The following is a 26,677-nucleotide window of genomic DNA, read 5'->3' as shown; positions in this document are numbered from 1 at the left end:
GGTTCGTTTCCTCTCCCCCTTACTCCTGTGCGGCCGCCTCCTCGTGGGCGTGCTTCAGCCGGGAGCGGGCCGCCATGCGGTCCCCCGCCGCGACCTCGGCCCAGAAGCGGTGCGTGCTGACGAAGACCGCCAGCTCGTGCTCGCGCCGCCGCAGCTTCTCCACCTCGGCCTGCTCGTCCTCCGTCCAGCCGGGGGAGGCGGGCCGCTCCACCTTGCGCCAGCCGGTGTCGTCACTGAAGCCGTCCATCGGCTCGACCGACCAGGGCAACCGCTTGAGCAGGGCCGACAGCTCGGCCCGGACCTGATGCAGCTCCTCCTGACCGGCGAGGAGGTCACTGGGGAATTCATAGGTCGTAGCCACGCGGCAATGCTACGCCTGTTCGATTTTGGGTGGCGAGGTCGTACGGGGGCCCGGGGCGAGGTTCAGCCGAACGGGTGGCGCCGGGTCAGTGGCCGGAGTCCCGCAGCTCCCGCACCAGCCGTTCCGTCACCGGTACCGGAACGCCGTGCCGCTCGGCCGCGCGGAGCAACGCGCCGCCGATCGCGTCGAGTTCCAGCGGCCGGCCCGCCTCGGCGTCGCGCTGCATGGACGACTTGGCGGCCGGCGGGAAGGCGTCGTACCGGGCGAGGGCCCCGGCCGGGTCGGTGGGGGCGCCGCTGGCGCGGCCGACCGCGGCGGCCTCGGCGACCAGCGCCTCCAGCTCCGCACGGTGCCGGGTGCGGGCCTCGCCCAGCGGGACGCCGTACCGGGTGGTGAGCAGGGCGAACGGCGCGAGGAACGCCATCTTGGCCCACAGGGCCGCGGTCTCGTCCCCGGCCACCCGGGCGTTCACGCCGGAGGCCGTGAGGTGGTCGGCCAGCGCGTCGAGCCGGGCCCGGGGCACGGTCTGACCGGCCAGGTCGACCTCGGTGAACGGGCTGCCGTGTTCGATCACGCCCGGGGCGGTCCGGGTGGACTCCACGCGGATCACGGCCGGCGCGACCCGGTCGGGGCGGTACCCGGCGCGCAGGGCGGCGGGGTGTTCGACGCCGTTCAGGAGCGGTACGGCCAGGGCGTCGCCGAGAGCGGCGGGCGGGACCCGGGTGAGGGCGGCGTCGAGCGCGGTGTGCTTGACGGTGATCAGGCATGCGTCCACCGGCTCGCGCAGCTCGGTGTCCGCCTCGACGGGGGCGGTGAAGTCGCCGAACTGCGGGCTGCGGACCGTGATGCCGGTGCGGCGCAGGGCGTCGGCCGTGGCCTCCCGGGCCAGGCAGATCACGCGGTGGCCGGAGCGGGAGAGCAGGGCGGCGAGCAGGCCGCCGGTGCCGCCGGGGCCGAGGACGGCCACGGTGAGCGAGTTCGTCATGAAGTTGTTCCCTTCGACGGTCGGCCCCGGAGGTCGGTGGCCGCCTTCGCGTGATCTTCTCAGGGGGGCGGTGGGGCGCGCCAGACTGGAGGCATGTGCCGGAGTATCAAGACACTGCGACCGCCCGCCCTGCCCGAGGAGGCCACGGACGACGACATCCGCGCGGCCGCGCTGCAGTACGTACGGAAGGTCTCGGGCTTCCGGGCCCCCGCCGCCCACAACCGCGAGGTCTTCGAGGAGGCGGTGGACGCCGTGGCCCGCGCCACGGCGGAGCTGCTCGGCGGACTGGAGGTGCGGGGCCGGTCCGCGCGGGGCGCCGGATAGACGCGGCCCCGCACCGGCCGGGCGCCGGGCGGAGGCGGCCCCGCAGCGGCGGGGCGCCGGACGGGCGCGGCCCCGCGCGAGCGCGACCGCCGATGTGATCACTCTCATAGCGGCCCGGCCCGGACCCCATCTCCGATGAGCGGGCGAGGAGTTGCGCGGCCGGGCCGCCGCTGCCGCATGCCCGCGTGCCGTGCGTGGAAAGTTCACAACATGGCCAGATGTTGAACTTGCAAGCACTGATTAGGTGTGCCTAACCTATGGCTCCGTTCGGTACCGCCGCCCCCACGACCGGCCTCCCCAGTCCCCGGCCGGCCCGACAGACACCGAAGAGGAGTCATCCCTCATGTCCGCACGTCTCAACGCCGCTCAGCCCTATGTCCTCGGGGTCTTCCGCATCGTCATCGGCCTGCTCTTCGCGGTGCACGGCGCCGCCTCCCTGTTCGGCGTCCTCGGCGGCGCCGCCGGCACCGGCGGCACGATCGCGGCCGGCACCTGGCCCGGCTGGTACGCGGCCGTGATCCAGCTGGCCGCCGGTGCCCTGGTGCTGCTCGGCCTCGGCACCCGCGGTGCCGCGCTGATCGCCTCCGGCTCGATGGCGTACGCCTACTTCGACGTCCACCAGCAGGCCGCCCTGTGGCCCATCCAGAACGGCGGCGAGCTGTCGGTGCTGTTCTGCTGGGCGTTCTTCCTGCTGGTCTTCACCGGCTCCGGCGCCTTCGGCCTGGACCGGGTCGTCGGCCGGCGTGCGGCGGCGGACGACCGGCCCGCGGCGGAGCGGACCACGGTCGCGGCCTGACCGGCGCGGACGGCCACCGCGCCGTGAACATCCTGTGATCACCCCACACACCCCCCGCGAACCTCCTGTCACACCCCCGGCGTACGCTGTATGGCTGTCAACGGGGGAGTGACGGGAGTCGTCGTGTTCGAGAGCGTGGGGTCGCTGGCGGCCGGACCATGGATCTATGCCGTGGTGGCCGTGTCGGTGCTGCTCGACGTGTTCCTGCCGGTACTGCCCAGCGGGGTGCTCGTCATCACCGCCGGCACGGCGGCCGCGGCGGGCTCCGGTGCGGCGACGGGCCGGGTCCCGCACGAGGTGCCGGACATCCTGGCCCTGATCCTGTGCGCCGCGACCGCCTCGGTGCTGGGCGACGCCGTGGCCTACCGGCTGGCCTGGCGGGGCGGGGAGCGGCTGGACCGGGCGATAGCCCGCTCCCGGCGGCTGACCACCGCGCAGGAACGTCTCGGTGACGCGCTCGCCCGGGGCGGTGGCGCGCTGGTCGTACTCGCCCGCTTCGCCCCCGCCGGCCGCTCGGTCGTCTCGTTCTGCGCTGGCGCCGCCCATCGCCGCGCCCGCGACTTCCTGCCCTGGTCCGCCCTGGCCGGCCTGTCCTGGGCCGCGTACAGCGTGGCGCTCGGCTACTACGGCGCCCAGTGGCTGGGCGCGACCTGGCTGGCCACGGGGGTGTCGGTCGCCGCACTGTTCGGAGCGGGCGCGGTGGCGGGCTTCGTGATGCGCCGCAGGCCGGTCTCCTGACGGGACCTGTGCGCGTCGCTGAACGGCTCGCCGCGGAGCCCGGCGCCGGGTGCGGGGTGCGGGGTGCGGCTCCGGCGCGAGGAGCGGCCTGCCGGGGCGGGCCCGCGGCCGGCGTGCGGCCGCGGACCCTGTGGCGCTGTCGGCGGTGCGGGGTCTCAGCAGCTCGCCAGGTAGTTCGTCAGCGCGCTCTTCTCGGCGGAGTCGACCGAGAGGTCGTAGTAGTACTTCACCTGGACCCAGGCGCGGACGTAGGTGCAGCGGTACGCCGTGCGGGACGGCATCCAGGTGGCCGGGTCCTGGTCGCCCTTGGCCTGGTTGACGTTGTCGGTGACCGCGAGGAGCTGGGGGTGGGTGACGTCGTTGGCGAAGGCCTGGCGCTGGGCGGTGGTCCACTTGCTCGCGCCGGAGTCCCATGCCTCGGCGAGCGGGACGAGGTGGTCGATGTCGAGGTCGGAGGCGGCGGTCCAGGTGGCCCCGTCGTAGGGGGAGTACCAGCTGCCGCTGGTGGCGGTGCAGGCGGAGTTGGTGACCACGTTGGAGCCGTCCCGCTTGAGGATCCATTCGCGGGTGTTGCAGGTGCCGGAGATGGTGATCCAGAGCGGGAAGAGGTCGCGGTCGTAGCCGGTGCGGTTCTCGGTGGCCACGGTGAGCTGGGAGAGGTAGCTGCGGGCGGTGGCGGCGCTGACCGGCGTGGGGAGGGCGGCGGAGGCGCTCGGGGCGTTGAACAGGGCGACGGAGGCCAGCAGGCCGGTGAGGGCCGCGAGTATGCTCGTCCGTCGACGCGCGTAGAACTTCCGCATGAGTGAACTCCCTGGTGGGGTGGGGGTGTTGGACGCGAGCGAGGGAATGCTCGCGGGGTCGCGTGACCGGGGGGTGAGCGCTTGGTTAGAAGTTAGTGACGCGTTCATGTCACGACAAGGTTTATGGGCGAACTTTCACATCCCGTACGATGGGTGGCGCAGAAGGGGAGTAGCTCTTCGCCGGACCGTCGACATACTGCTCAGCGAGCCTGAGCCGGCGCCCGGAGGCGGACCGTCGTTCATCGAGGTCGGCCAGCGAGACCTTCGGCAAGCAGTGCACGCCCGTGCCCCCCGGTACGGGTGCCATGTGTGCTGCCATGCCGAGGTGTCATCGTGTGACGTACCGCACTCTCGGTGGGGCAGCCCGACCGATTGAGGACCCTTGATCAGCATCACCGTGACGGCGCTCGTCTTCGGCGTCATCTTCCTCGCCGAACTGCCGGACAAGACCGCACTCGCCGGGCTCGTCCTCGGCACCCGCTACCGCGCCTCGTACGTCTTCGCGGGCGTCGCCGCCGCCTTCCTGCTGCATGTCGTGCTCGCCGTGGCGGCCGGCAGCGTGCTGAACCTGCTGCCGCAGCAGATCGTGCACGCCCTCACCGGCGTCCTGTTCCTCGGTGGTGCCGCGGTGCTGCTGCTGAAGAAGGGCGAGGAGGAGGAAGAGGTGAAGAAGCCCGCCGACCAGTCCTTCTGGAAGGTCGCGGGCACGGGCTTCATGCTCATCCTGGTCGCCGAGTTCGGTGATCTCACCCAGATCATGACCGCCAACCTCGCCGCCCGCTACGACGACCCGGTCTCCGTCGGGCTCGGGGCCGTGCTCGGTCTGTGGGCCGTCGCCGGACTCGGCATCGTCGGCGGAAAGGCCCTGATGAAGCGGGTGCCGCTGCGGCTGATCACGCAGATCGCGGCGCTGCTGATGCTGGCGCTCGGCGTGTGGAGCCTGTGGGAGGCCGTGCGCGGCTGAGGCGAACGGCGGATGAATGCTCGCCGGAGGGTGTGGCGGAATCGCGGGCGGGTTTTGTACCGTGAGGGAACAAAGTGGCTCCCGCCCGTTTTCCCTGACCGGCGGGCGGGGCCGCCTTGTCCCGCCCGTCGCCCCTCCGGCACGGGGTCTTCACGCACCTGGAGCTGCCGATGCCGGCCACCGCCACGCCCACTGTCCTCACCGCCCGCGCCCTCCTACTGGACATGGACGGCACCCTCGTCAACTCGGACGCCGTCGTCGAGCGCATCTGGCGGCGCTGGGCCGAGCGGAACGGGCTGGACGGCGACGAGGTGATGAGCGTCGTGCACGGGCGGCAGGGCCACGCCTCGATGGCGTTGCTGCTTCCCGGCCGGCCCGTGGAGGAGAACCTCGCCGACAACGCCCGGATGCTCGCGGAGGAGACCGCCGACACCGACGGCGTGATCGAGATCGCCGGCGCCGGAGCGTTTCTCGCCTCGCTGGACGGGCTCCCGCACGCGCTGGTGACCTCCGCCGACGTCGCCCTGGCCACCGCCCGGATGGACGCCGCCGGGCTGCGTCTGCCCGCGGTGCGGGTCACCGCCGAGTCGGTGGGCGCGAGCAAGCCCGACCCCGAGGGTTTCCTGAAGGGCGCGGCGGAGCTGGGTGTCGACCCGGCCGACTGCGTCGTCTTCGAGGACTCCGGGGCGGGTATCGCGGCGGGGCGTGCGGCGGGGATGCGGGTCGTGGGCGTCGGTCCGCGGGCCGTCCGCCACGAGCCCGACGTGGCGGTGCGGGATCTCACGCAGGTACGGGTCGAGGCGGCGGCCGACGGCACGGTTCGGCTGCGCCTGGGCTGAGCGGGGGTCCGGTGCGTGCTGTTCTTGGCGCGGGGGCGTTGGGGGTGGGCGCGCGGTTCGTCGTCGGGTGCGGGTGGGTGGTGGCTGGTCGCGCAGTTCCTCGCGCCCCTGGGTGGGTGTCGTGGGCCGGGGTTGTGGGGTGCGGGTGGGTGCGTGGTTTTTCGGTTCTCTGGGTGGGTTACGGGGGTGTCGTTTCGCTTTCCAGGCTCTTTCGGGTTGCCGGGCCGTACTCGCCGAGGGTGTCGTCCAGCAGGCCGCGGGCGAGTTGGTAGGTGCGTACGGCGTCTTCCACCGGGCGGGTGTAGACGCCGTCGATCCGGTCGCCGTAGAGGTTCAACTGGCGCAGGCGCAGTTCTAGTTCGGTGACCTCCGGGCCCGTGTCGCCGCGTCGCAGCACCGGTGCCACGGAGGGTGTGGTCCGCGAGGGGCCCGGCGTCGTCGCCGACGGGCTGGGCGAGGGCGTTCGGGAGGCGCCGGCCGACGTCGTGGGGGTCGGTGACGGCGATGGTGACGCGGTCGTGGTGGAAGGGCTGGGGTCCGCCGATGCCGACGGCGAGGGGGAGGGAGGGGGCGCCGACGAGCGGGGGGCGACGGGCGGGGCCGGCGCCGCGGCCGAGGCGGGCGCGTGTGTGGTCGCGTCCGGAATGCGCTCCCTGACCTCCTGGGCCGCCCGGTCGCGGGCCGGCGCGTGGTAGGACAGCAGCGCGAAACCGGCCGCTGCGACGATCGCCGCCCCCGCGCCCCCCGCGGCCAGCAGCACGGTACGGCGCGAGCGGCGCCGCGACCGCCCGGCCTCGGGCGCACCCGGCGCGGTCACCAGGGCCCCGTCGCCGGCCCCATGAGCCCTATCGCTCCTGGTCCCGTCCCCCGCAACCGCCCAGCCGCTCCCGCCGCCCGCGACGGTCCGGTCGGTCCTGTCGGTCATGGCGGTCATGGCGGTTCGGTCCGTGCCGCTGGTCCCGTGCGCGACGGTCCGGTCGGTGCCACCCGTCACATCCGCCGTGGCGCTCCAGTTCGCCCCGAGGGCGCCTCCGGTCCCTCCGGTCCCTCCGGTCCCTCCGGTCCCTCCGGTCCCATCGGCCCGACCGGTCCCATCGGCCCGGTCGGTTTCACCGGTCGCCTGTGTTCCGTCGGTCGGGTCCGGGTGCAGGTCCGGCCGGGGTGTCTGGGGTGGGGTGGGCGGGGGTGTGTGCGGGGCCTCCACGTAGGGGCGTATGCGCAGGGGATCGAAGTCCTCCGCCGCTGCCGCCTCGGCCGTGCGTGCCTCACGCAGTGCCTCGGAGGCCCGTTCCGTGCAGTCGCACGACGGCGTGTTGTCCGGCCCCCTCGGTGCCCCGCACTCCGGGCACGTCGCCCCCTGCCTCCCAGTCACGCTTTCGGCCCCTCCCCTCGGGAACTACAGAGAATATGCGGATCTCCCTCACAATCCGCGGGACTCGACAGGCCATAAGCGGTGACACCGATCACGATGGAAGAGGTGCACCCGAGCCCCGGGAGGTCTCCATGACCCTGGACACGCACGGCACGGCACAGGGCGCACGGCGCGGCGAAGGCGTTCCGGGCGGCGTGCTGGTCCCGATCGGCGCCCTGCTGCTCGGCCTGCTGCTCGCCGCCCTCGACCAGACGATCGTGGCGACCGCGCTGCCGACGATCGTGAGCGACCTCGGGGGCCTCGAACACCTCTCCTGGGTCGTCACCGCCTATCTGCTGGCGTCGACCGCCGCGACCCCGCTGTGGGGCAAGCTGGGCGACCAGTACGGCCGCAAGCGGCTGTTCCAGGCCGCCATCGTGATCTTCCTGATCGGCTCGGCGCTGTGCGGCATGGCGCAGGACATGCCCCAGCTCATCGCCTACCGGGCGCTCCAGGGCCTGGGCGGCGGCGGGCTGATGGTGCTGTCCATGGCGATCGTCGGAGACATCGTGCCGCCGCGCGAACGCGGCCGCTACCAGGGCCTGTTCGGCGCCGTGTTCGGTGCGACCAGCGTGCTCGGGCCGCTGCTCGGCGGAGTCTTCACCGAGCACGTCAGCTGGCGCTGGGTGTTCTACGTCAACCTGCCCGTCGGCGTGGTCGCGCTCGCCGTGATCGCCACCGCCCTGCACCTCCCGCGCCGCACCGCCCACCATGTCATCGACTACCTGGGGACCTTCCTGATCGCGGCCGTCGCCACCTGTCTGGTGCTGGTCGCCTCGCTCGGCGGCACCACCTGGCCCTGGGACTCGGCCCAGGTCATCGGGCTCGCCGTGCTGGGTGTCGTGCTCGCCGTCGCGTTCGTCGCCGTCGAGCGGCGGGCCGCCGAACCCGTGCTGCCGCTCAAGCTGTTCCGCATCCGCACCTTCACCCTGGCCGCCGTCATCAGCTTCATCGTCGGCTTCGCCATGTTCGGCGCGATGACCTACCTGCCGACCTTCCTCCAGGTCGTGCACGGCATCTCGCCCACCCTGTCCGGCGTGCACATGCTGCCGATGGTCGTCGGCCTGCTGCTGTCGTCCACGGTCTCCGGGCAGATCGTCAGCCGCACCGGCCGCTGGAAGGTGTTCCCGGTCGCCGGCACCGCCGTCACCACCCTCGGTCTGCTGCTCCTGCACCGGCTCGACGAGCACAGCCCGACCGCCGAGATGAGCGTCTACTTCTTCGTCTTCGGCCTCGGACTCGGCCTGGTCATGCAGGTCCTGGTGCTCATCGTGCAGAACGCCGTCTCGTACGAGGACCTGGGCGTGGCCACCTCCGGCGCGACCTTCTTCCGCTCCATCGGCGCCTCCTTCGGCGTGGCCATCTTCGGCACCGTCTTCGCGAGCCGCCTCGGCGTCGAACTCACCGACGCCCTCCGGGGCGTACGCCTGCCGCCCGGCGTCACCGCCGGCGCGCTGCAGGCCGACCCGCGGGGCATCGCCGCCCTGCCCCCCACTCTGCGCCCGGCGGCCCTGCACGCCTACGCCACCGCCATCACCGACGTCTTCCTCTACGCCGCGCCCGTCGCCCTCCTCGGCTTCCTGCTGGCCTGGTTCCTGAAGGAGGACCGGCTGCGCGGCTCGGTCACCGCGCCGGACGTCTCCGAGACCATCCCGCCCAACCCGGTCGAGCGTTCCTCCTACGACGAGTGCTGCCGGGCCCTGTCCGTGCTCGGCACCCGCGAGGGCCGCCGCGAGATCTACCGGAAGATCACCGAACGGGCCGGGTACGACCTGCTGCCCGCGGCCAGCTGGCTGCTGCTGCGCGTCCGCCGCTACGGTTCCGTGGAGCCGGGGGTGCTGGCCGAACGCACCGCGGTCCCGATCCAGGTGGTCATGGCCGCCGCCCGCCAGGTCGAGGAGCGGCGGCTCGCCGAGCGCCAGGGCCTGGACCTCGTCCTGACCGACGCCGGCCGCGAGGTCGCCGAACGGCTGGCCGCGGCCCGCGAGCAGTCCCTGGCCGAGCTGCTCGGCGACTGGTGGCGGCCCGGCCGCTCGCCCGACCTCACCCAGCTGGTCCGGGAGCTGACCGGCGAGCTGTGCGGCGCCGAACGCGAACGCCCGCACGACGGCGGTACGGTCACTCGGGTCGGCTGACCGCGTCCGTCGTCCCCAGTTCCTTGCGGAACCAGTGTTCGGCGTACGGGTCGGTGTTGTGCGGGCCGGTCTCGGTGTAGCCGAGGCGGGCGTACAGGGCGCGGGCCTCGACCAGGTCACCGCGGGTGTCGAGGACGACCCGCCGGGCGCCCAGCAGGCGGGCGGCCAGCTCGGCGGCGGCCACCAGCCGCGCGGCCCCGTTCAGGCCGCGCAGCCCCGGCAGCACGAACACCCGGGTGAGCTCGGCGGTGTCCGGGTCCAGCAGCCGTACGCCCGCCGAGCCGGCCGGTGTGCCGTCGTACCGTCCGATGAGCAACCGACCGGTCGGCGGGGCGAGTTCGGTGCCCGGCCGGGCCGCGATCTCCCGTTCCAGCTCGTCCGGGTCGGTCCGGCGCCCCTCGTGCAGCAGGTACCAGCGGTCGCTGACCTCGGTGTAGTACGCCCGCCACAGCGCGGTGGCGGCCGGTGAGTCGTAGGGCTCGGGGGCGATCGTCCACGTCATGACGGCCATTGTCGGGAGCCGTGCCCTACGCCCCGCAACCCGATTTGTGCGGCCCCCGGCGCGGCCGGCACCAGGGCTGCGTGCCCCTCGGCGCGCCGGGGAAGGCCGTTTGTCCGCCGGGTTCCGGGTCACCCGAAGGGAGAACCGGCCGGCGGGGCCGGTCCGACCGGAAGGCAAGCATGTCCACAGGGTTGATCATTCTGCTGATCGTGATCGCGGCGGTCGTGGTCCTCGGCGCGGCCACCCTGTTCCTGCGCAGCCGCGGACGGCACGGCGGCGGCCTGAAGCGGCGCTTCGGGCCCGAGTACGAGCGGACCGTGGCGATGCACGACGGGGACACCAAGGCCGCCGAACGAGAGCTGACCGAGCGCGTCGAACGCCACGGTGACCTGCACGAACGGCCGCTGGACGGCGCCGAACGACAGCGGTACGCGGACCGCTGGACGGCCGTGCAGGAGCGCTTCGTCGACTCCCCGCGGGAGGCGGTGGCCGAGGCCGACCGGCTGCTCGGCGAAGTGGCCGCGGTGCGCGGCTACCCCGACGGCGGGCGGTACGACGAACAGCTCGCCGCCCTGTCCGTGCACCACGCCGACCACGTCGACGGCTACCGGCAGGTGCACCGCGTGGCCACCGGGGCCGACGGCGGCGCGGGCGAGGACGGTACCCGGACCGAGGAGATGCGTTCGGCGCTGCTCGGCGCCCGCGCCCTCTTCGACGACCTGACGAGCGCCGACTCCGGGCGGCACCGGGCTCCGGGCGGCACGGGCCGCTCCACGGCCCCTGCCGGGAGCCGCTCCCACGCCCGCTCGCACACCCCGTGGGCCCTTCACCGGAGCCGACCGAAGGAGAGCTGAGCCCCATGCCGGACAGGACGAGCGACCCGGGCGACGCCCGGCGCCCCCCACAGGGGCCGGCCGGCGAGGCCGTGCCGGGAGACGAGCGGACAGCGCAGGACGAGTGGGCGCCGGGGGACGCGGCGCCGGGACGGCGCGTGCCGAGAGAGCCCCGGTCCGAGGAACGGCTGCCCGGGGAGCCGGCGCCCGGCGGGCCCGCGGGCCGGCTGCCCGGTTCGACCGGCCCCGGCCGGGAGGGCCTCACGGGCGACGACCGGGCCCCGGAGTACACACCCCAGCCGCCGCCCGGACCGGCGGGAGTACCCGAGTCCACGAGGCAGGCCACGGCACCGGGCGAGGGGCAGGCCGGCCCGGTTACGAGCCGGACGGCACCGGGTGAAGGCCGGACCGGACCGGCCACGATGCAGACGGCACCGGGTGAAGGGCAGACCGGGCCGGCTACGAGCCGGACGGCGCCGGAGGAGGGCCAGACCGGGGCGGCTACGAGCCGGACGGCGCCGGGTGAGGGGCAGGCCGGCGCGGGTGCCGGGCAGTGGCACGGCACGGAAGGGCTGCGTCCCGGTACGGAGGACCTGGGCCCGGGGGTCGACGCGGGCTTCACCGCCAGCCACCGTACGGAGCGGGCGCTGATCGAGGAGGAGGGCCGGATGCCGGACAACGGTCTGGGCGCGCCCGCCCCTGGCAGCACGGGCCGACGGGAGGCCGGCACGACCGGCTCCCCGGCACCGGACACCTGGCCGACGGCCCCCGGCAGCCCCACGGCCACCGGCGAATCGGCGGCCCCCGGCAGCCCGGCCTCGGGCGGGACCGCGGCCCCCAGCAGCCCCGGAGCCCCCGGCGGAACCGCGGCCCCCGGCGGTATGCCGCTCTCCGGCGGCACCACCGCTCCGGCCGGCACCGGGGCGTCCGGTACGCCCACGACCCCTGACGCCTCACCGACCGGCGGGGCGGCCGCCCCCGCTCCATCCGGCACCGGTGCGCCGCTGCTCCCCCATGACGAGACCGAGCAGTGGGAGCGGCGGATGCGGGAGCTCGTCGGCGGTTTCGTCGACGAACCCAGGGAGGCCGTCGAGCAGGCCGACCGGACGCTGGAGGAGATCGCCGCGCGGTTCAGCGAGGCCGTGACCCGGCGGCGCCGCACCCTGCGGATGTCCTGGGAGGGCACCGAGGGCCGCGGATCCGGCGCCGAGACCGACACCGAACGGCTACGGCTCGCCCTGCGCGACTACCGCGAACTCGCCGGACGCCTGCTGCACGGCTGACCGCGCGCGACGCCCGGGTGTTCACCGGACGCCGGCTGCGCGGCTGACCGTGCGCGACGCCCGGGTGTTCACCGGACGCCTCTTGCACGGCTGACCATGCGCCCGGTTGACCGTGCGCGACGCCCGGGTCTTCGCCGGACGCCGGTTGCGCGGCTGATCGTGCGCGAATGCCCGGGGGTTGCCCGGCGCGTCTGTTGCGGCTGACCATGCGCGATGGCCGGAAGTCCGCCGGACGCCTCTTGCGCGGTCGGCCTGGGCGATGGCCGGGGACTCGCCGGGCGCCTGCTAGACGGCCGGCCCCGGGGGGTTTCCCTCGGCGGTGGACCTGCGCTGCCGCCATTCGCGTACGACCTCTTCCACGTCGTACGGCTTCTTCCCCAGGGGAGGGCCGGGCGGCGGCTTGAACATCATGTCCTTGATCCGCACGTTGACGTCCTCGATGATCTTCCGGGCGATCCGCTCCGAGGGCGCCGCGTAGGCCGCCGCCAGCGCGTCCTCCGCCTCTTTGCGCAGCGCGAGCGTGGGCGGCAGCACGGCCAGCCCCTCCCGCACCATCTTCCGCCTGACCCACCACAGTTCGTCGTACGCGGACTCGATCTCCGCGGGCAGCGGCGCCCCCGCACCCGGCAGCCGGTCGAACTCGCCGCGCCCCTGCGCGTCCCGGATCTGCTTGTCCACCCAGGACTCGAACGGAACACCCGGTGGCTTTCGCTCGGTCATGGACCCATTGTGCCGGACGGGACCGCCTCGGGCGTTTTATCATGCGGCGGCGGTACGGCAATCCGCCCACCGTACAAGGACGTTTCAGGGGGAGCGCTCGTGCTCGAACTCACCATGGCCGCCGTCTCCGGGGCGGACGCGGGTGCCACGGCCGGTATGACGATGGCCGAGGCGCCCAGCGAGCCCGGCGCCGTGCTGCGGGTCGGCCGGGACGCGGCGATGTGCCGGCTGGTCACCCCCGAGGACTGGCTGTTCGTTTCCCGCGTCCACCTGGAGTTCGTGTGCGGCCAGGACGGCACCTGGCAGCTGACCTGGCTGCGCGGCTCACAGCCCGACCCGGCGTCCGAGGTCCGGATCGTCCTGGCCCAGAGCGTGCACCCCGTCGGCTACGGCGCGGCCGTACGGCTGCCGCGCGGCGGATCCGGCGAGATCATCGTCCAGGACCGCACCGAGCCGCGCAGCGTCAACATCGGCTTCTACCACGAGGTCTGAGCCCCGCCCGCGTCCTGGCCCGGGCTCAGCCCAGCACCCGGGCCAGCGCGAAACCGTCGTGGCCCTTGCCGCCGACCGTCTGGAGCGCGGTGCCGCTCAGCCGCGGGTGGCCGGCGATCAGCTCGATCGCGGCGCGGGTGCCGACCACGTCCGGGTCGGTGCTGCCCGCGTCGGTCACCCGGCCGCCGCGCACCACGTTGTCCACCACGATCAGGCTGCCCGCCCGGCTGAGCCGCAGCGCCCACTCCACGTAGTGCGCGTTGTTGGCCTTGTCCGCGTCGATGAAGACCAGGTCGAAGGGGGCCGGGTTCTCGTCGGCGAGCTTGGGCAGCGACTCCAGGGCCGGGCCCACGCGCACCTCCACGATCCGCTCCAGGCCGGCGCGGGCGATGTTGCGGGTGGCCACGTCCGCGTGCTTGGCGCTGTACTCCAGCGAGACCAGCCTGCCGTCCTCGGGCAGGGCACGGGCCATCCAGATCGTGCTGTACCCGCCGAGGGTGCCGATCTCCAGGATGTTCCTGGCGCCCTGCACCTGGGCGAGCAGCTGGAGGAACTTCCCCTGCGCGGCGGTGACGGCGATGCTGGGCAGCCCGGCGGCCTCACTGTCCCGCAAGGCCGCCCGCAACGCATCGTCGTCCGGTGAGAGATGGCTGATGAAGTAGTCGTCGACGTCTTCCCAGAGCTGCGACCCGCTCATAGCGCCTGCTGCCTTTCCCGAGTGTCTTCCGGAGGCTGTACCGCCCTGCCCGCTTCGATGATCTCAGCCCAGCGGCGCGGGCGGGGCGACCGGCGGCGGCGGAGTCACCGGCCGCCGCGAGCGCCGTACGACGACCAGGGCGGCGGCCGCGACGACGACGGCCAGTGTGCCGCCGACCGTCAGCGACCAGGCCGGGATCCCGGCGACCCGGAGCAGCTCGTCCTCGTAGATCACCTGCTGGACCGGCGTGTCCGCGGCCGCCCGGCGCAGCTCGTGGTCGCCAAGGATGCGGGCGGGGTCGGGGAAGCTCTGGGTGAGGGCCGTCAGGTAGGGGGTGCCGGCGGCCAGCTTCCCCAGGGCGCCCTCGTGGGTGCCGAGCCGCCCGGCGAACAGCACGTCGGGCGGTGAGCCGCCGATGGTCCCGCTCGTCTCCATGCGGTGCGCGGCGAGGACGTACAGGCCGAGCGACTGCGGGGTGGTGGCCAGCCGGGACAGGCGCATCGGGTAGACCGGCCGGTCGGCGGCGAAGGTGAGGTGCAGCGGGTCGAGGGCGCCGTGCAGCGCGGTGCCGTGCGTGTCGGGGGCGAGGCGGACGGCGACGTACTCCCAGTGGCGGTCCACGTACGGCCGCAGGGCGGTCTTCAGCCGGGCGGGGAGCGAGAAGCCGTGGTCGCGCAGCCAGTCCTGGAGGGCCGCCGGGTCGGTGGCGGTCAGGCGGGCCACGTCGAAGGGGCCGAGCCGCTGGCGGCCGACGACGCCGACGCCGGTGCCGCCGGGGGCGGGGAGCGCGGCGTCGCCGGCCAGGTGGCGGCCGTCGAAGGGCCACTCGCCGTTCTCCGGCCAGAAGTGGTAGCGGGTGCGGTGCACGGGGGCGACCGCCTCGGCCAGCTGGTCGAAGAGGGCGGCGTCGCCGAGGCGGACGGTCGCCCGGTGCGGGACCGGCATGATCCAGGCGGCGTGCTCGGCGTCGCCGTCGACCGTCAGCCGCATCACGATCTGCTCCTGCCGGCCGTCCCAGCGCAGGACCGACCGCTCGTCGGAGACGGCGATGCGGGTGGCCGGATCGGGCACCATGGCGCCGCAGCCGCAGGCGTACGCGGGGGCGATGAGCCAGGTCAGCTGGATGCCGAGCAGGGACAGGACGACCGCGAGCAGGCGTGCGCGTGCGGCGTGGGTGGCGAGCACTGTTCCGTTGACCCCCGTCGTTGCCGGTGACGGGGGTACAGACGGCTGCGGTGCCGCGACGGTTCCGCCGGCCGGCGCAGCTCCCGGTTCACCTGTCATCCGTCCGCATATGTCCGAAAGACGACAGCCCCGCGAGGGGCCGGTTGCGTCGCGGGGGCGCGACAAGGATCACACCGAGCAGGGCGGATGGCGCTGCGTGAGCGGGCAGACGTACCTGCGTATCCGCGTTTTAGCTGCACTCTGCATGTAAACGCGTACGGCACGTAAAGGGCAGAAGTCACCCTATGGTCGTTTTTCGGCCCGGCGTACGTCACCGCCGCCGTCTCGGGCCCGTCCCTGTCCCCGTCGAAAGGTAGGCGAGCCCCGTTTTGGCGACCGCCACAGCAGTCATCCCGCATCAGAAGACCCGTAGCGCCACCAAGGCCCACGACGTCACCGTCACCGATCCCGCGCTGGTCAAGCGCGCCGTCAAGGCGGCGGCGCTCGGCAACGCGATGGAATGGTTCGACTTCGGTGTCTACAGCTACATCGCGGTCACCCTGGGCAAGGTCTTCTTCCCGTCCGGCAACCCGACCGCCCAGCTGCTGTCGACGTTCGGCGCCTTCGCGGCGGCCTTCCTGGTCCGCCCGCTCGGCGGCATGGTCTTCGGCCCGCTCGGCGACCGCGTGGGCCGTCAGAAGGTCCTCGCCGTCACCATGATCATGATGGCGGCGGGCACGTTCGCGATCGGCCTGATCCCGTCCTACGCGACGATCGGTGTCGGCGCGCCGATCCTGCTGCTGGCCGCCCGCCTGGTCCAGGGCTTCTCCACCGGCGGCGAGTACGCCGGCGCGTCCACCTTCATCGCCGAGTACGCGCCGGACAAGAAGCGCGGCTTCTTCGGCAGCTGGCTGGAGTTCGGCACGCTGGCCGGTTACATCGGCGGTGCGGGCCTGGTCACCCTGATGACCGCCCTGCTCTCCTCCGACGACCTCACCTCCTGGGGCTGGCGCATCCCGTTCCTGATCGCGGGCCCGATGGGCATCATCGGCCTGTACCTGCGGATGCGGCTGGAGGAGACCCCGGCGTTCGCGGCGGAGGTCGAGAAGGCGGAGGCCGCGCGGCCCAAGGTGCCGCTGCGCGAGATGGTCGCGGGCCAGTGGAAGGCGCTGCTGCTGTGCATGGGCCTGGTGCTGGTCTTCAACGTCACCGACTACATGCTGCTGTCGTACATGCCGAGCTACCTCACCAGTGAGCTGAAGTACGACGAGACGCACGGTCTGCTGGTCGTGCTCGGTGTGATGGTCCTGATGATGATCGTCCAGCCGTTCGCGGGCGCCCTGACCGACCGGATCGGCCGCCGCCCGGTGATCGCGGCGGGCTGCGCGGGCTTCCTGTTCCTGTCCGTCCCCGCCCTGCTGCTGATCCGCGACGGCAGCCTGCTGGCCGTGGGGCTGGGCATGGGCGCCCTGGGCCTGCTGCTGGTGTGCTTCACGGCGGCCATGCCGGCCGCGCTGCCCGCCCTCTTCCCGACCCGGGTGCGCTACGGCTCCCTGTCGATCGGCTTCAACGTGTCGGTGTCCCTGTTCGGCGGTACGACGCCGCTGGTGGTCACCGCGCTGATCGGGGCGACGGGCAACATGATGATGCCCGCCTACTACATGATGGCCGCGGCCGTGATCGGCGGGTTCGCCGTGTGGCGCATGTCGGAGTCGGCGGGCCGCCCCCTGCCGGGTTCCGCGCCCTCGGTCGAGGGCCGGTAGGCCCCACGGGAAGACGACGCGGACACGGCCGGCCCCGGGCACACAGCCCCGGGCCGGCCGCGGCCGTTCCGCAGGCCCCACGCTCACGCTTCGGCCACCGGGTGGACGGCGTCCGGGAACCCGCACTCGAACCAGACCGTCTTCCCGCCGCCCACGCCCGGTGACACGCCCCACTTGTCCACGACGGCGTCGAGCAGGGCCAGACCGCGACCGCCCTCCGACTCCTCGTCCACGTCCGGCCGCAGACGGGGCAGGAGGGCGTGGCCATCGGTCACTTCGGCCCGCACCGCCGCCGTCCGCCGCGCCACGACGAGCGTGCAGCGGCGGTCGGGCACGTGCCGCACGACGTTGGTGACCAGCTCGCCGACGCCCAGCTCCACGGCGAAGACCAGCCCGGGCAGCTCCCACTCGTGGAGCAGCGAGCGGACGACGCGGCGGATGTGACGTACGGAGTGCTCGCCGACGGTGAGGTACATGCGGTACTGGGGGGTGTGGGGAATGTCGAGGTTCACGGTACGAGGCTGACCTCCCGTCACTACGCTGGGCTACAGGACGGATACAACGGGTCCGGCTGTGGGCCCTGTCGTACGAGAGGGGGCCGACCGTGGCCCACATCAACACCCTCGACCCGGGCGCCTCACCGCTCGACTACTACGGCTTCGAACTGCGCCGCTACCGGGAGGCCGCCGGCCTGACCCAGCGGCAACTGGGGGAGATCGTCAACTACACGGGGTCGCTCGTCGGTCAGGTGGAGACGGCGCGTAAATTGCCGACGCCTGAGTTCAGTGAGCGCGTGGATGCGGCGCTGGGGACGGGTGGGCTACTGACACGACTCGTCCCATTGGTGATGCGAAGCCAACTTCCGGCGTGGTTTCAGCAGGTGGCTGAGCTGGAGGCAAGGGCCACCCAGATCAACACCTTCCACACGCACCTGTTTCACGGCCTGTTGCAGACCCCGGCATACGCATGTGCCGTGCTTGGCGTGCTCGACCAGACCAGGCTCGACGACCGTACTGCCGCGCGTATGGCTCGCCAGCTCATCTTCGAGAAGCAGGAACCCCCGTCCTTCTGGGCAATCATCAGCGAGGGTGCGCTGCTTCAAGAGATCGGTGATAAGGACGTCATGCGGGAGCAACTCGCACATCTGCTGGCGTTCGAGGACAACCCCCTGATCAACATCCAGATCCTGCCGTTCAAGGCCGGCGCGCACGCGGGGCTGCAAGGCTCGTTCGACCTCTACCACTTCGAGCACGACCCGGCCATCGTGTACACGGAGGGCTATGGCGGCAGCGGGCATCCGACCGCCGACCGAGGCACCGTCAACAAGTGCTCACTCCGTTACGATCATCTTCAGGCTGCCGCACTGTCCCTCCGGGACTCGGTGAAGCTGATTCGGCGAGTGATGGAGGACCGCTATGGAGACCAACTGGCGTAAGTCCAGCTACAGCGGCGACGAGGGCGGCTCGTGCGTCGAATGCGCGCCCCTCGGTGGTCTGTCTTGGCGCAAGTCCTCGTACAGCGGTGACCAGGGCGGTGATTGCGTAGAGGTCGCCGACACCCCCTGCGCCACCCTGGCCATCCGCGACTCCAAGAACCCGGCGGGCCCGATCCTCACCGTCGGTCCCGCCACGTTCACCGCCTTCGTGTCCTGGGCGTCGGCTACAGCCGCTGAATGATCGTCCCGGTCGCCAGCCCGCCGCCCGCGCACATGGTGATCAGCGCGAACTCCTTGTCCGCGCGCTCCAGTTCGTGCAGGGCGGTGGTGATCAGGCGGGCGCCCGTCGCGCCGACCGGGTGGCCGAGGGCGATCGCACCGCCGTTGACGTTGACCTTGTCCAGGTTCTGTTCGAAGACCTGAGCCCAGCTCAACACCACCGACGCGAACGCCTCGTTGATCTCCACGAGGTCGATGTCCTTGAGGGACATGCCCGCCTTGCCGAGCACGGCCCTGGTCGCGTCTATCGGCCCGTCCAGGTGGAAGTGCGGGTCGGCGCCCACCAGGGCCTGCGCGACGATGCGCGCCCGCGGCTTCAGCTTCAGGGCGCGGGCCATCCGCTTCGACGCCCACATGATCGCCGCCGCGCCGTCCGAGATCTGCGACGAGTTGCCGGCCGTGTGGACCGCCCTCGGCATCACCGGCTTCAGGCCCGCCAGCGCCTCCATCGAGGTGTCCCGCAGCCCCTCGTCCTTGTCGACCAGGCGCCACATGCCCTGTCCGGCGTGCTGCTCCTCCTCGGTCGTGGGCACCTGGACGGCGAAGGTCTCGCGCTTGTAACGTTCCTCCGCCCAGGCGAGGGCCGCCCGCTCCTGTGAGCGCAGGCCGAGCGTGTCGACGCTCTCCCGGGTCAGGCCCCGGTGCCGGGCGATGCGTTCGGCCGCCTCGAACTGGTTGGGCAGGTCGACGTTCCACTCGTCGGGGAACGGCTTGCCCGGGCCGTGCTTGGAGCCGGAGCCCAGCGGGACCCGGGACATCGCCTCGACGCCGCAGCTGATGCCCACGTCGATCACGCCCGCCGCGACCATGTTGGCCACCATGTGGGAGGCCTGCTGCGAGGACCCGCACTGGCAGTCGACCGTCGTCGCCGCCGTCTCGTACGGCAGCCCCATGGTCAGCCAGGCCGTGCGCGCGGGGTTCATGGACTGCTCACCGGCGTGTGTCACCGTGCCGCCGACGATCTGCTCCACCGCGTCGGCGGGGATGCCGGTGCGGCCCAGGAGTTCACGGTAGGTCTCGCCCAGCAGGTAGGCGGGGTGCAGGTTGGCGAGCGCGCCGCCGCGCTTGCCGATCGGGGTGCGGACGGCTTCGACGATCACGGGTTCGGCGGCCATGGGTGCGGGTCCTCTCCGAGAGGGCTCTCCTCCAGAACTAGTACGCGTTCTAGTTCTGCTCAGCAGTCTGCTGACGTGACGTCCATCACCGCAAGGGTCTTGCAGGTGTCGAGGGCGCGATCTGCGCGACTTCCGCACGGATTGGGGGCGCCGTACCTCTTGCGGCTTGTAGAACCCGTTACTACCTTCACGGCACCCGCTGATGGACCGTCAGATGGCTGGAGACGCCGATGCCCTGTCCAGCGCTGCCCGACGGGTTCGACCTCACCGACCCCGACCTGCTGCACCACCGCGTGCCCCTCCCGGAGTTCGCCGAACTGCGCCGGACCGAACCGGTCCGCCGGATCCCGCAGCCGCACGGTCTCGCGGGCTTCGCCGACACCGGCTACTGGGCCGTGACCAGGCACGCCGACGTCAAGTACGTCTCCACGCACCCGGAACTCTTCTCCTCCTCCCTGAACACCGCGATCATCCGCTTCAACGAGCACATCGAGCGCGACGCGATCGACGCGCAGCGGCTGATCCTGCTCAACATGGATCCTCCGGAACATACGCGGGTGCGCCAGATAGTGCAGCGAGGGTTCACGCCACGCTCCATCCGTGCCCTGGAGGACCGGCTGCGCGCCCGCGCCGAGGCGATCGTCGCCGCCGCCCGCGCCGGCTCCGGCCCCTTCGACTTCGTCACCGAGGTCGCCTGCGAGCTGCCCCTCCAGGCCATCGCCGAGCTGATCGGCGTCCCGCAGGAGGACCGGTCCAAGATCTTCGACTGGTCCAACAGGATGATCGCCTACGACGACCCCGAGTACGCCATCACGCAGGAGGTCGGCGCCCGGTCGGCCGCCGAGATCATCGCCTACGCCATGAACATGGCCGCCGAACGCAAGCGGTGTCCCGCCCACGACATCGTGACGACCCTGGTGGCGGCGGAGGACGAGGGCAACCTGAACTCCGACGAGTTCGGCTTCTTCGTGCTGATGCTCGCGGTGGCCGGCAATGAGACCACCCGCAACGCGATCACCCATGGCATGCACGCCTTCCTCACCCACCCCGACCAGTGGGACCTCTTCAAGCGCGAGCGCCCCTCGACCACGGCCGAGGAGATCGTCCGCTGGGCGACCCCGGTCAACGCCTTCCAGCGGACGGCGGCCCAGGACACCGAACTGGGCGGTGTGCCGATCCGGAAGGGCGACCGGGTCGGCCTGTTCTACGCCTCCGCCAACCACGACCCCGAGGTCTTCACCGACCCCGACGCGTTCGACATCACCCGTGATCCCAACCCCCACCTGGGCTTCGGCGGAGGCGGTCCCCACTACTGCCTCGGCAAGTCCCTGGCGGTGCTGGAGATCGACCTGATCTTCGGGGCGATAGCCGACGCGATGCCCGGACTGCGCCTGGCGGGGAACCCGCGCCGGCTGCGCTCGGCCTGGATCAACGGGGTGAAGGAACTCCGCGTCGTGGCCGGCTGAGGCGTGGCGCTCCTCACTCCCGGCCCGAGGCCACCACCGCCATCGTCCCGGTCACCAGCGCCGCGAGCAGCAGCGGGACGCCCAGGCCGTGGTGCAGGACCAGCCACGCGCCCAGGCAGGCGCCGCCGGCCAGGGCGAGCACCGAGGCCGTGCGGCGCGGGGAGCGGTCGCCGGTGCCGGCGCCGAGGCGGGACTCCGCGGCCAGGCCGGTCAGGGTCATGGTGAGCACCGTGGTGGTGAGGTCGGGCACGCCCAGTTTGCGGACCGTGGCGTTGCGCAGGCCCATCGCGTAGGCCGTGAGGGCGATCAGGGCGTACCGGGTGCCGGCGGTGCCCGGCCAGGCGAACGCCACGGCCGCCGAGGCGCCGACCAGCACCGCCTCCGCCGCCAGGATCAGCCGGGCCCACCTGCGACGGGAGCCCGAGCCGTGGCGGGCCGCCACCCGGCCGCCGGTCACCGCGCCCAGCAGGAAGCAGACCAGGGAGGCGGCCGTGTGGGGCACGGAGAAGCCGGGGGCACCCGCCGCGGCGAAGCCGAGGACGACGACGTTGCCGGTCATGTTGGCGGTGAAGACCCGGCCGAGGCCCAGATAGCCGACGGCGTCGATCAGACCGCTGACCACGGTCAGCGCCAGCAGCACGGTGACCAGCCGCAGCCCGCGCGGCTCCGGGTCCCGCGCCGGTGGCGTCGGCGTCGTCATCGCTCCTCCGAAGGTGTCCCGGCGCAGCCTGCGTCCGCGGTGTCCAGGGGGTGACACGGGACACGCGGGGAACGGGGGAAAGCAGCCCGGTCGGCCCATCCACGAGGAGCCCGCGGCCACGGCCGGCCGCGCCCGGACACGCACGCACCCCCGCCCGGACATGCACGCACCCCCGCCCGGGCATGCGTGCGCACTTGCCCGGACATGCGCGCGCACCCTCGCCCGGTGCGGGCGAGGGTGCGGGTGTCGGCGGTGGCGCGGCCCGGTGGGGGCCGGCCAGGTGCCGGGCGTCGGTGCGGCGGCTCAGTACCAGCCGTTGGCCTGCCAGAAGTCCCAGGCCTTGACCGGGCTGCCGTAGCGGGAGTTCATGTAGTCCAGACCCCACTTGATCTGGGTGGCCGGGTTGGTCTTCCAGTCGGCGCCGGCGGAGGACATCTTCGAGCCCGGCAGGGCCTGGACCAGGCCGTAGGCGCCCGAGGAGCTGTTGGTGGCGGACGGGTTCCAGCCGCTCTCATGCGAGACGATCTTGCTGAACGCGTTGAACTGCGCGGCGTCCGGGATCATCTTGTGCGCGATGGCCTGAGCGGAGGAGGCCGAGGCAGGGGCGGCGGCCTGGGCGGGGGCCGCGGTCAGAGCCAGACCGGCGGTGGCGGCGGCCACGGCGGCGGTGGTGAGGGCCTTCTTCGGGGAAGCGATGCGGCGGATGAAGGAGACGGACACGGAGAACCTCTTGCGTCGGGGACAGGGGATCGCCCGCATGGGATGGACCACGCGCTGTGGCCGGTATGCGTCGGCGCCGCGGCCCGGGTGGGCTCGTGGCGCCTGGCGACGTCCTCAAGACAAGCAGGCCCGGAACCTGTCCGCAATGACCCCCTTTACTAGTTGTGGCCGGATCGAAGGGAAACGTCCGCTCTGTGGCGTGGCTCTCAATCCCCAGGTCAGAAGGGGCGCAGGAGGGGGTGAATCGGACAAATCGACCTACGGTCCGGGGTCGTAGGTGACGTGCGTCATGTGGGGTGGTTCACCGGCTCGCTCACCCCGCGCACACGCCTTCTCACCGTGCGGGACCGTCGAATGTGACCGCGGTCTCGAAAGCGGCCCGCCGCGTGGCCCGCCGCAGCGCCCGCAGCACCGCCGGCCCGAGGGCGAGGGTCAGCACGACCGTGCACAGGGCCCGGCCCAGGTCCCAGCCGAGCGAGGTGGCCACGCAGTACGCGACGAAACGGGCCAGGTTGGTGGTGACCGGGGCGCCGGCGGCGAAGGAGATGTTCGAGGCCGCGCCGCCCAGGAAGGGCCAGCCGGCCAGGTTCATGACCGTGCCGTAGGCGAAGGCCGCGAGGAAGCCGTAGCCGGCGAGCATCAGCAGCTCGCCCCGGCCGCGCAGCCGCTCCCACCTGCTCGCCCCCGCCCGGACAAGGGGGACCCCCGCGGGGCCCGGCAGCAGACCGGCACCCATGGTGAACCAGCCCATCGACAGCATCTGGAACGGCAGCCACGGTCCGACACCGCCGGTGAGCAGCGCCGACGCGAACATCGTCACCGACCCCAGCACGAACCCGAAGCCGGGGCCGAGCACCCGCCCGCTCAGCACCATCAGGAAGAACATCGGCTCGATCCCCGCCGTGCCCGCGCCGATCGGCCGCAGCGCCGCCCCCGTCGCGGCCAGCACGCCCAGCATGGCCACGGCCTTCGGGCCGAGGGCCGACTCCGAGATCGTCGCCGCCACGACCGCCACCAGCAGCACCAGCAGACCCGCGAAGAGCCAGGGCGCGTCCTGGGCGTGGGCGGTCAGCTGCGAGTCGGGCGGGGCGAGGAACGGCCAGCAGAAGGCGACCACTCCCACCGCGCTGGTCAGGGCCAGCGCGGCGAGCGAGCGGGGGCCGAGCCGGACGGCGTGCACGCGTGCGGGGCGGCTCACGCCAGCGCCTCCCGTACCTCGGTCACGGTCAGCCACTGCTGCGGGGCCAGGATCTTCGTCACCTGCGGCGCGAAGGACGGCGAGGACACCACGATCTCGGCCGTCGGGCCGTCGGCGATCACCTCGCCCTCGGCGAGCAGCACCACCCGGTGGGCCAGCTCGGCGGCCAGCTCCACGTCGTGCGTGGCCAGCACGATCGCGTGCCCCTCGGCCGCCAGCCCGCGCAGTACGGCGACCAGGCGGGCCTTGGCCGCGTAGTCCAGGCCGCGGGTCGGCTCGTCCAGCAGGAGCAGGGGAGGACGGGCGGTGAGGATCACGGCCAGCGCGAGCGCCAGGCACTGGCCCTCGGACAGGTCCCGGGGGTGCGTGTCGTCCGCGATGTCCGGAAGCAGGCCGGTCACCAGGGCCCGGCAGGTGCCGGGCTCGGCACCCGCGTCCCGGTCGGCGGCGGCGCACTCGGCGGCCACCGTGTCGGCGTACAGCAGATCGCGCGGGTCCTGGGGGACGAGAGCGACCTGGCGTATGAGGTCGTGGGGCGGGGTGCGGTGGGGGACCAGCCCGCCGGCCCGGACGGTTCCACCGGACGGTTCCACCAGTCCGACGAGCGAGCCGAGCAGCGTGGACTTCCCGGCGCCGTTGCGGCCCATGAGGGCGACGGTCTCGCCGGGGCCCACGGCCAGGTCCACGTCGCGGAGGGCCTGGACGCGGTCGCGGCGCACGGAGAGGGAGCGCACCTCGGCGGTGAGCGCCGCGGGCTCGGGGGCGGGGGAGGGACGGCGCCGGAAGAAACGACGGCGCCCCACGCCGTCACCGGCCACCCCGGAAGCCACCGCCCCGCGCCGGCCGCCCCCCACCGCCTCCGGCCCGGCCACCGGCCGGGACGCGACTCGGGCGGCACGGTCCGCGGTGGTGGTGGGCGGGGTGGCACGGGTGTCCGCGGTGGTGGTGGCACGGTTGCCCGCGGCCTCGGCGCCCACGGCGGTCGCGGTGGCGCCGTTGCCCGCGGTCGTGGTGGGCGCGGTGTGACGGTCGGTCGCGGTCGTGGTGGGCGCGGTGTGGTGGTCGGTCGTGGTCGCGGCCAGGCGTTCGCGGAGGGCGTCGGCGCGGCGGCGCGCGTCACGGACGGTCAGGGGCAGGGGGGACCAGCCGGCCAGCCGGCCCAGGGCCACCACCGGGGGATACACCGGGGAGACCGCCATCACCTCGGACGGGGTGCCGGCCACCGGGGCGGCGCCGGGGGCGGGCAGCAGGACGACGCGGTCGGCGTACTGGATCACCCGTTCCAGACGGTGCTCGGCCATCAGGACCGTCGTCCCCAGGTCGTGCACCAGCCGTTGCAGCACGGCCAGCACCTCCTCCGCGGCGGCCGGGTCCAGCGCCGAGGTCGGCTCGTCCAGGACCAGCACCCGCGGGTGCGGGGTGAGCACCGAGCCGATCGCGACCCGCTGCCGCTGCCCGCCGGAGAGGGTGGCGATCGGACGGTCGCGCAGTCCGGCGAGGCCCAGCAGGTCGAGGGTCTCCTCGACCCGGCGCCGCATCACCTCCGGAGCGAGCCCCAGCGACTCCATGCCGTAGGCGAGTTCGTCCTCCACGGTGTCCGTCACGAAGTGCGCGAGCGGATCCTGGCCCACCGTGCCGACCACGTCGGCGAGTTCGCGTGGCTGGTGGGTACGGGTGTCCCGGCCGGCCACCGTCACACGGCCGCGCAGGGTGCCGCCGGTGAAGTGCGGGACCAGCCCGCTGACCGCGCCCAGCACGGTGGACTTGCCGACCCCGGACGAGCCGGCCAGCAGCACCAGTTCGCCCTCCGCCACCTCCAGGTCGACACCGGCGACGGTGGGTCCGGCGGCGCCCTCGTACGTCACGCTGACATCCTCGAAGCGGATCACGAGTGCTCCCTGGGAACGGGCTGGGGGACGGCGAAGGCGGGCAGCAGGGCGAGCAGGACGGCCGCGGCGGGCCAGAGCGGCAGCGTGGGCGGGACGAGGGGGACGACCCCGGGGTGCAGGGCCCCCGGATCGTGGGCGGAGGCCAGCGTCAGCAGTGCGGCCACCGCGACGCCCGAGCCCGTGACCAGCCAGGCACGCAGATCCCACGGGTCCGGGCGGTACCGGGTGCGCAGCGAACGCCGGCCGCCCAGCCGCAGGCCCGCCAGCGCGGCGACGACCCCGGCCAGCAGCAGGGGAAGGCCGTACACGCCCCCCTCGGCCGTCAGCAGCCCGTACGTTCCGGCGCACACGCCGAGCAGCCCGCCGAGGGTGAGTGCGGCCGTCGTACGGCGGACGGGGGCGGGGACGTCGGCGGTACGGCCGTAGCCGCGGGCCTCCATCGCGGCGGCCAGCGCCACCGAGCGCTCCAACGCGCCCTCCAGGACCGGCAGTCCGACCTGGAGCAGGCCCCGGACGCCGCGGTCCGGACGGCCGCGCAGCCGGCGGGCGGCGCGCAGCCGCTGGACGTCGGCGATCAGGTGGGGCGCGAAGGTGAGGGCGACGACCACGGCCACGCCCGTCTCGTACAGGGCGCCGGGCAGGGACTTCAGCAGGCGGCTGGGGCTGGCCAGGGCGTTCGCCGCGCCGACGCAGATGAGGAGGGTGGCGAGCTTCAGGCCGTCGTAGGCGGCGAAGACGACCGCCTCGGCGGTCACCCTGCCGCCCAGCCGGATGCCCTGCGCCCAGTGCGGCAGCGGGACTTCGGGGAGGGTGAGCAGGGTGTGGGTGCCGGGGATGGGGGAACCGAGGGCCACCGCGAACAGGACGCGGACGAGGATGACGGCGAGGGCGAGCCGGGCGAAGGCGGTGTAGGAGCGGGACCAGGGGGCGGAGGAGCGGTGCGTCGCCACGACGTAGGCGGAGGCCGCGATGAGGAGGGCGAGGAGGAGGGGGTTGGTGGTGCGGGTGGCGGCGGTACCGAGCCCGAGGGCCCACAGCCACCAGGCACCGGGATGCACGGTCACCCGA

General features: G+C 73.2%; 29 protein-coding genes. 14 read left to right on the top strand and 15 right to left on the bottom strand.

The features are described 5' to 3' along the window. Nucleotides 1-19 precede the first annotated feature (19 nt). Both JK361_RS08905 and JK361_RS08900 read right to left on the bottom strand, forming a co-directional pair. Nucleotides 20-361, bottom strand: a complete 342-nt coding sequence (locus tag JK361_RS08905; RefSeq protein WP_201815173.1) for a DUF8825 domain-containing protein — start codon at nt 359-361, stop codon at nt 20-22. Between the two features lie 85 nt (nt 362-446). Continuing rightward, on the bottom strand, nt 447-1,346 hold the full coding sequence (locus tag JK361_RS08900; RefSeq protein WP_201815172.1) for a ketopantoate reductase family protein: 900 nt from the start codon (nt 1,344-1,346) through the stop codon (nt 447-449). Nucleotides 1,347-1,439: 93 nt separating this feature from the next. Between JK361_RS08900 and JK361_RS08895 the strand changes: the two genes are divergently transcribed. The 3 genes from JK361_RS08895 to JK361_RS08885 all read left to right on the top strand — a co-directional run bounded on the left by JK361_RS08895 (nt 1,440) and on the right by JK361_RS08885 (nt 3,204). Continuing rightward, entirely contained in the window at nt 1,440-1,670 is a 231-nt protein-coding gene (locus JK361_RS08895) for a DUF2277 domain-containing protein (RefSeq protein ID WP_201815171.1), read from the top strand. A gap of 343 nt (nt 1,671-2,013) precedes the next feature. After that, nucleotides 2,014-2,466 carry a DoxX family protein gene (locus JK361_RS08890; protein ID WP_201815170.1) on the top strand — a complete coding sequence of 151 codons (453 nt, stop codon included), beginning with the start codon at nt 2,014-2,016 and terminating at the stop codon, nt 2,464-2,466. Nucleotides 2,467-2,589: 123 nt separating this feature from the next. Then, the gene (locus JK361_RS08885) at nt 2,590-3,204 is read left to right on the top strand and encodes a DedA family protein (protein ID WP_201815169.1); all 615 of its coding nucleotides are present in this window, start codon (nt 2,590-2,592) and stop codon (nt 3,202-3,204) included. A gap of 155 nt (nt 3,205-3,359) precedes the next feature. On the opposite strand, the gene JK361_RS08880 is transcribed toward JK361_RS08885, so the two are convergent. Next, the gene (locus JK361_RS08880) at nt 3,360-4,004 is read right to left on the bottom strand and encodes an HNH endonuclease family protein (protein WP_201815168.1); all 645 of its coding nucleotides are present in this window, start codon (nt 4,002-4,004) and stop codon (nt 3,360-3,362) included. 382 nt (nt 4,005-4,386) lie between these two features. Here JK361_RS08880 and JK361_RS08875 point away from each other — a divergent pair, with 382 nt between their 5' ends. After that, the gene (locus JK361_RS08875) at nt 4,387-4,968 is read left to right on the top strand and encodes a TMEM165/GDT1 family protein (protein ID WP_201815167.1); all 582 of its coding nucleotides are present in this window, start codon (nt 4,387-4,389) and stop codon (nt 4,966-4,968) included. 170 nt (nt 4,969-5,138) lie between these two features. Then, the gene (locus JK361_RS08870) at nt 5,139-5,807 is read left to right on the top strand and encodes an HAD-IA family hydrolase (protein ID WP_201815166.1); all 669 of its coding nucleotides are present in this window, start codon (nt 5,139-5,141) and stop codon (nt 5,805-5,807) included. A 178-nt stretch (nt 5,808-5,985) separates the two neighbouring features. Here the strand turns inward: JK361_RS08870 and JK361_RS42370 are convergent, their stop codons facing one another. Beyond that, the gene (locus JK361_RS42370; protein ID WP_307787226.1) at nt 5,986-6,213 is read right to left on the bottom strand and encodes a peptidoglycan-binding domain-containing protein; all 228 of its coding nucleotides are present in this window, start codon (nt 6,211-6,213) and stop codon (nt 5,986-5,988) included. A 7-nt stretch (nt 6,214-6,220) separates the two neighbouring features. On the opposite strand from JK361_RS42370, the gene JK361_RS42365 reads away from it, so the two are divergent. Both JK361_RS42365 and JK361_RS08860 read left to right on the top strand, forming a co-directional pair. Next, entirely contained in the window at nt 6,221-6,502 is a 282-nt protein-coding gene (locus JK361_RS42365; protein WP_236052707.1) for a hypothetical protein, read from the top strand. Nucleotides 6,503-7,310: 808 nt separating this feature from the next. Continuing rightward, nucleotides 7,311-9,353 (top strand): MDR family MFS transporter, encoded by a 2,043-nt coding sequence (locus tag JK361_RS08860; RefSeq protein ID WP_201815164.1) that lies wholly within the window; start codon nt 7,311-7,313, stop codon nt 9,351-9,353. Here the strand turns inward: JK361_RS08860 and JK361_RS08855 are convergent. Then, complete coding sequence (locus tag JK361_RS08855) at nt 9,337-9,855, bottom strand: GNAT family N-acetyltransferase (RefSeq protein WP_201815163.1); 519 nt, start codon at nt 9,853-9,855, stop codon at nt 9,337-9,339. The two genes, JK361_RS08860 and JK361_RS08855, sit on opposite strands and share 17 nt — an antisense overlap. Before the next feature lie 179 nt (nt 9,856-10,034). Here JK361_RS08855 and JK361_RS08850 point away from each other — a divergent pair, with 179 nt between their 5' ends. Together JK361_RS08850 and JK361_RS42360 are read left to right on the top strand one after the other, a co-directional pair. Continuing rightward, the gene (locus JK361_RS08850) at nt 10,035-10,709 is read left to right on the top strand and encodes a hypothetical protein (protein ID WP_201815162.1); all 675 of its coding nucleotides are present in this window, start codon (nt 10,035-10,037) and stop codon (nt 10,707-10,709) included. Between the two features lie 5 nt (nt 10,710-10,714). After that, entirely contained in the window at nt 10,715-11,971 is a 1,257-nt protein-coding gene (locus tag JK361_RS42360) for a hypothetical protein (RefSeq protein WP_307787225.1), read from the top strand. Nucleotides 11,972-12,256: 285 nt separating this feature from the next. Here JK361_RS42360 and JK361_RS08840 read toward each other — a convergent pair whose 3' ends face one another. After that, entirely contained in the window at nt 12,257-12,691 is a 435-nt protein-coding gene (locus tag JK361_RS08840) for a DnaJ family domain-containing protein (RefSeq protein WP_201815161.1), read from the bottom strand. 99 nt (nt 12,692-12,790) lie between these two features. Here JK361_RS08840 and JK361_RS08835 point away from each other — a divergent pair, with 99 nt between their 5' ends. After that, nucleotides 12,791-13,183, top strand: coding sequence for a hypothetical protein (locus tag JK361_RS08835; protein WP_201815160.1), 393 nt, complete (start codon nt 12,791-12,793; stop codon nt 13,181-13,183). A gap of 25 nt (nt 13,184-13,208) precedes the next feature. Here JK361_RS08835 and JK361_RS08830 read toward each other — a convergent pair whose 3' ends face one another. Then, complete coding sequence (locus tag JK361_RS08830) at nt 13,209-13,880, bottom strand: O-methyltransferase (RefSeq protein ID WP_201815159.1); 672 nt, start codon at nt 13,878-13,880, stop codon at nt 13,209-13,211. A 63-nt stretch (nt 13,881-13,943) separates the two neighbouring features. Further along, a complete protein-coding gene (locus JK361_RS08825) occupies nt 13,944-15,065 on the bottom strand; it encodes a DUF2330 domain-containing protein (protein WP_307787224.1) in 1,122 nt (373 codons plus the stop codon). A 368-nt stretch (nt 15,066-15,433) separates the two neighbouring features. Between JK361_RS08825 and proP the strand changes: the two genes are divergently transcribed. Beyond that, on the top strand, nt 15,434-16,807 hold the full coding sequence (gene proP, locus JK361_RS08820) for a glycine betaine/L-proline transporter ProP (protein ID WP_201815157.1): 1,374 nt from the start codon (nt 15,434-15,436) through the stop codon (nt 16,805-16,807). A gap of 83 nt (nt 16,808-16,890) precedes the next feature. Here proP and JK361_RS08815 read toward each other — a convergent pair whose 3' ends face one another. Beyond that, nucleotides 16,891-17,319 (bottom strand): ATP-binding protein, encoded by a 429-nt coding sequence (locus JK361_RS08815; RefSeq protein WP_372448696.1) that lies wholly within the window; start codon nt 17,317-17,319, stop codon nt 16,891-16,893. Nucleotides 17,320-17,411: 92 nt separating this feature from the next. On the opposite strand from JK361_RS08815, the gene JK361_RS08810 reads away from it, so the two are divergent. Continuing rightward, nucleotides 17,412-18,242: a helix-turn-helix domain-containing protein gene (locus tag JK361_RS08810; protein ID WP_201815156.1), complete on the top strand. Its 831-nt coding sequence runs from the start codon at nt 17,412-17,414 to the stop codon at nt 18,240-18,242. Beyond that, nucleotides 18,223-18,483, top strand: coding sequence for a DUF397 domain-containing protein (locus tag JK361_RS08805; RefSeq protein ID WP_201815155.1), 261 nt, complete (start codon nt 18,223-18,225; stop codon nt 18,481-18,483). The genes JK361_RS08810 and JK361_RS08805 overlap by 20 nt, the downstream gene beginning before the upstream one ends. Here the strand turns inward: JK361_RS08805 and JK361_RS08800 are convergent. Beyond that, on the bottom strand, nt 18,467-19,636 hold the full coding sequence (locus JK361_RS08800; protein WP_201815154.1) for a steroid 3-ketoacyl-CoA thiolase: 1,170 nt from the start codon (nt 19,634-19,636) through the stop codon (nt 18,467-18,469). The two genes, JK361_RS08805 and JK361_RS08800, sit on opposite strands and share 17 nt — an antisense overlap. A gap of 230 nt (nt 19,637-19,866) precedes the next feature. Here JK361_RS08800 and JK361_RS08795 point away from each other — a divergent pair, with 230 nt between their 5' ends. After that, nucleotides 19,867-21,102, top strand: a complete 1,236-nt coding sequence (locus tag JK361_RS08795) for a cytochrome P450 (RefSeq protein WP_201815153.1) — start codon at nt 19,867-19,869, stop codon at nt 21,100-21,102. A 13-nt stretch (nt 21,103-21,115) separates the two neighbouring features. On the opposite strand, the gene JK361_RS08790 is transcribed toward JK361_RS08795, so the two are convergent. From JK361_RS08790 to JK361_RS08770, 5 genes are all read right to left on the bottom strand, one after another. Further along, nucleotides 21,116-21,802: a YoaK family protein gene (locus JK361_RS08790; RefSeq protein ID WP_201815152.1), complete on the bottom strand. Its 687-nt coding sequence runs from the start codon at nt 21,800-21,802 to the stop codon at nt 21,116-21,118. A 303-nt stretch (nt 21,803-22,105) separates the two neighbouring features. After that, complete coding sequence (locus tag JK361_RS08785; protein ID WP_201815151.1) at nt 22,106-22,522, bottom strand: aggregation-promoting factor C-terminal-like domain-containing protein; 417 nt, start codon at nt 22,520-22,522, stop codon at nt 22,106-22,108. A 334-nt stretch (nt 22,523-22,856) separates the two neighbouring features. Next, nucleotides 22,857-23,720 carry an ECF transporter S component gene (locus tag JK361_RS08780; RefSeq protein WP_307787223.1) on the bottom strand — a complete coding sequence of 288 codons (864 nt, stop codon included), beginning with the start codon at nt 23,718-23,720 and terminating at the stop codon, nt 22,857-22,859. Continuing rightward, complete coding sequence (locus tag JK361_RS08775) at nt 23,717-25,609, bottom strand: ABC transporter ATP-binding protein (protein WP_201815149.1); 1,893 nt, start codon at nt 25,607-25,609, stop codon at nt 23,717-23,719. Before JK361_RS08775 ends, JK361_RS08780 begins: the two co-directional genes overlap by 4 nt. Continuing rightward, on the bottom strand, nt 25,606-26,673 hold the full coding sequence (locus tag JK361_RS08770; RefSeq protein ID WP_307787222.1) for a CbiQ family ECF transporter T component: 1,068 nt from the start codon (nt 26,671-26,673) through the stop codon (nt 25,606-25,608). Before JK361_RS08770 ends, JK361_RS08775 begins: the two co-directional genes overlap by 4 nt. Between the last annotated feature and the right edge of the window lie 4 nt (nt 26,674-26,677).

Source organism: Streptomyces musisoli, from assembly GCF_016741855.1.
Taxonomy (GTDB): Bacteria; Actinomycetota; Actinomycetes; order Streptomycetales; family Streptomycetaceae; genus Streptomyces; species Streptomyces musisoli.
The sequence above is the reverse complement of the archived record's forward strand: the minus strand, read 5'-3'. Positions and strand labels throughout refer to the sequence as shown.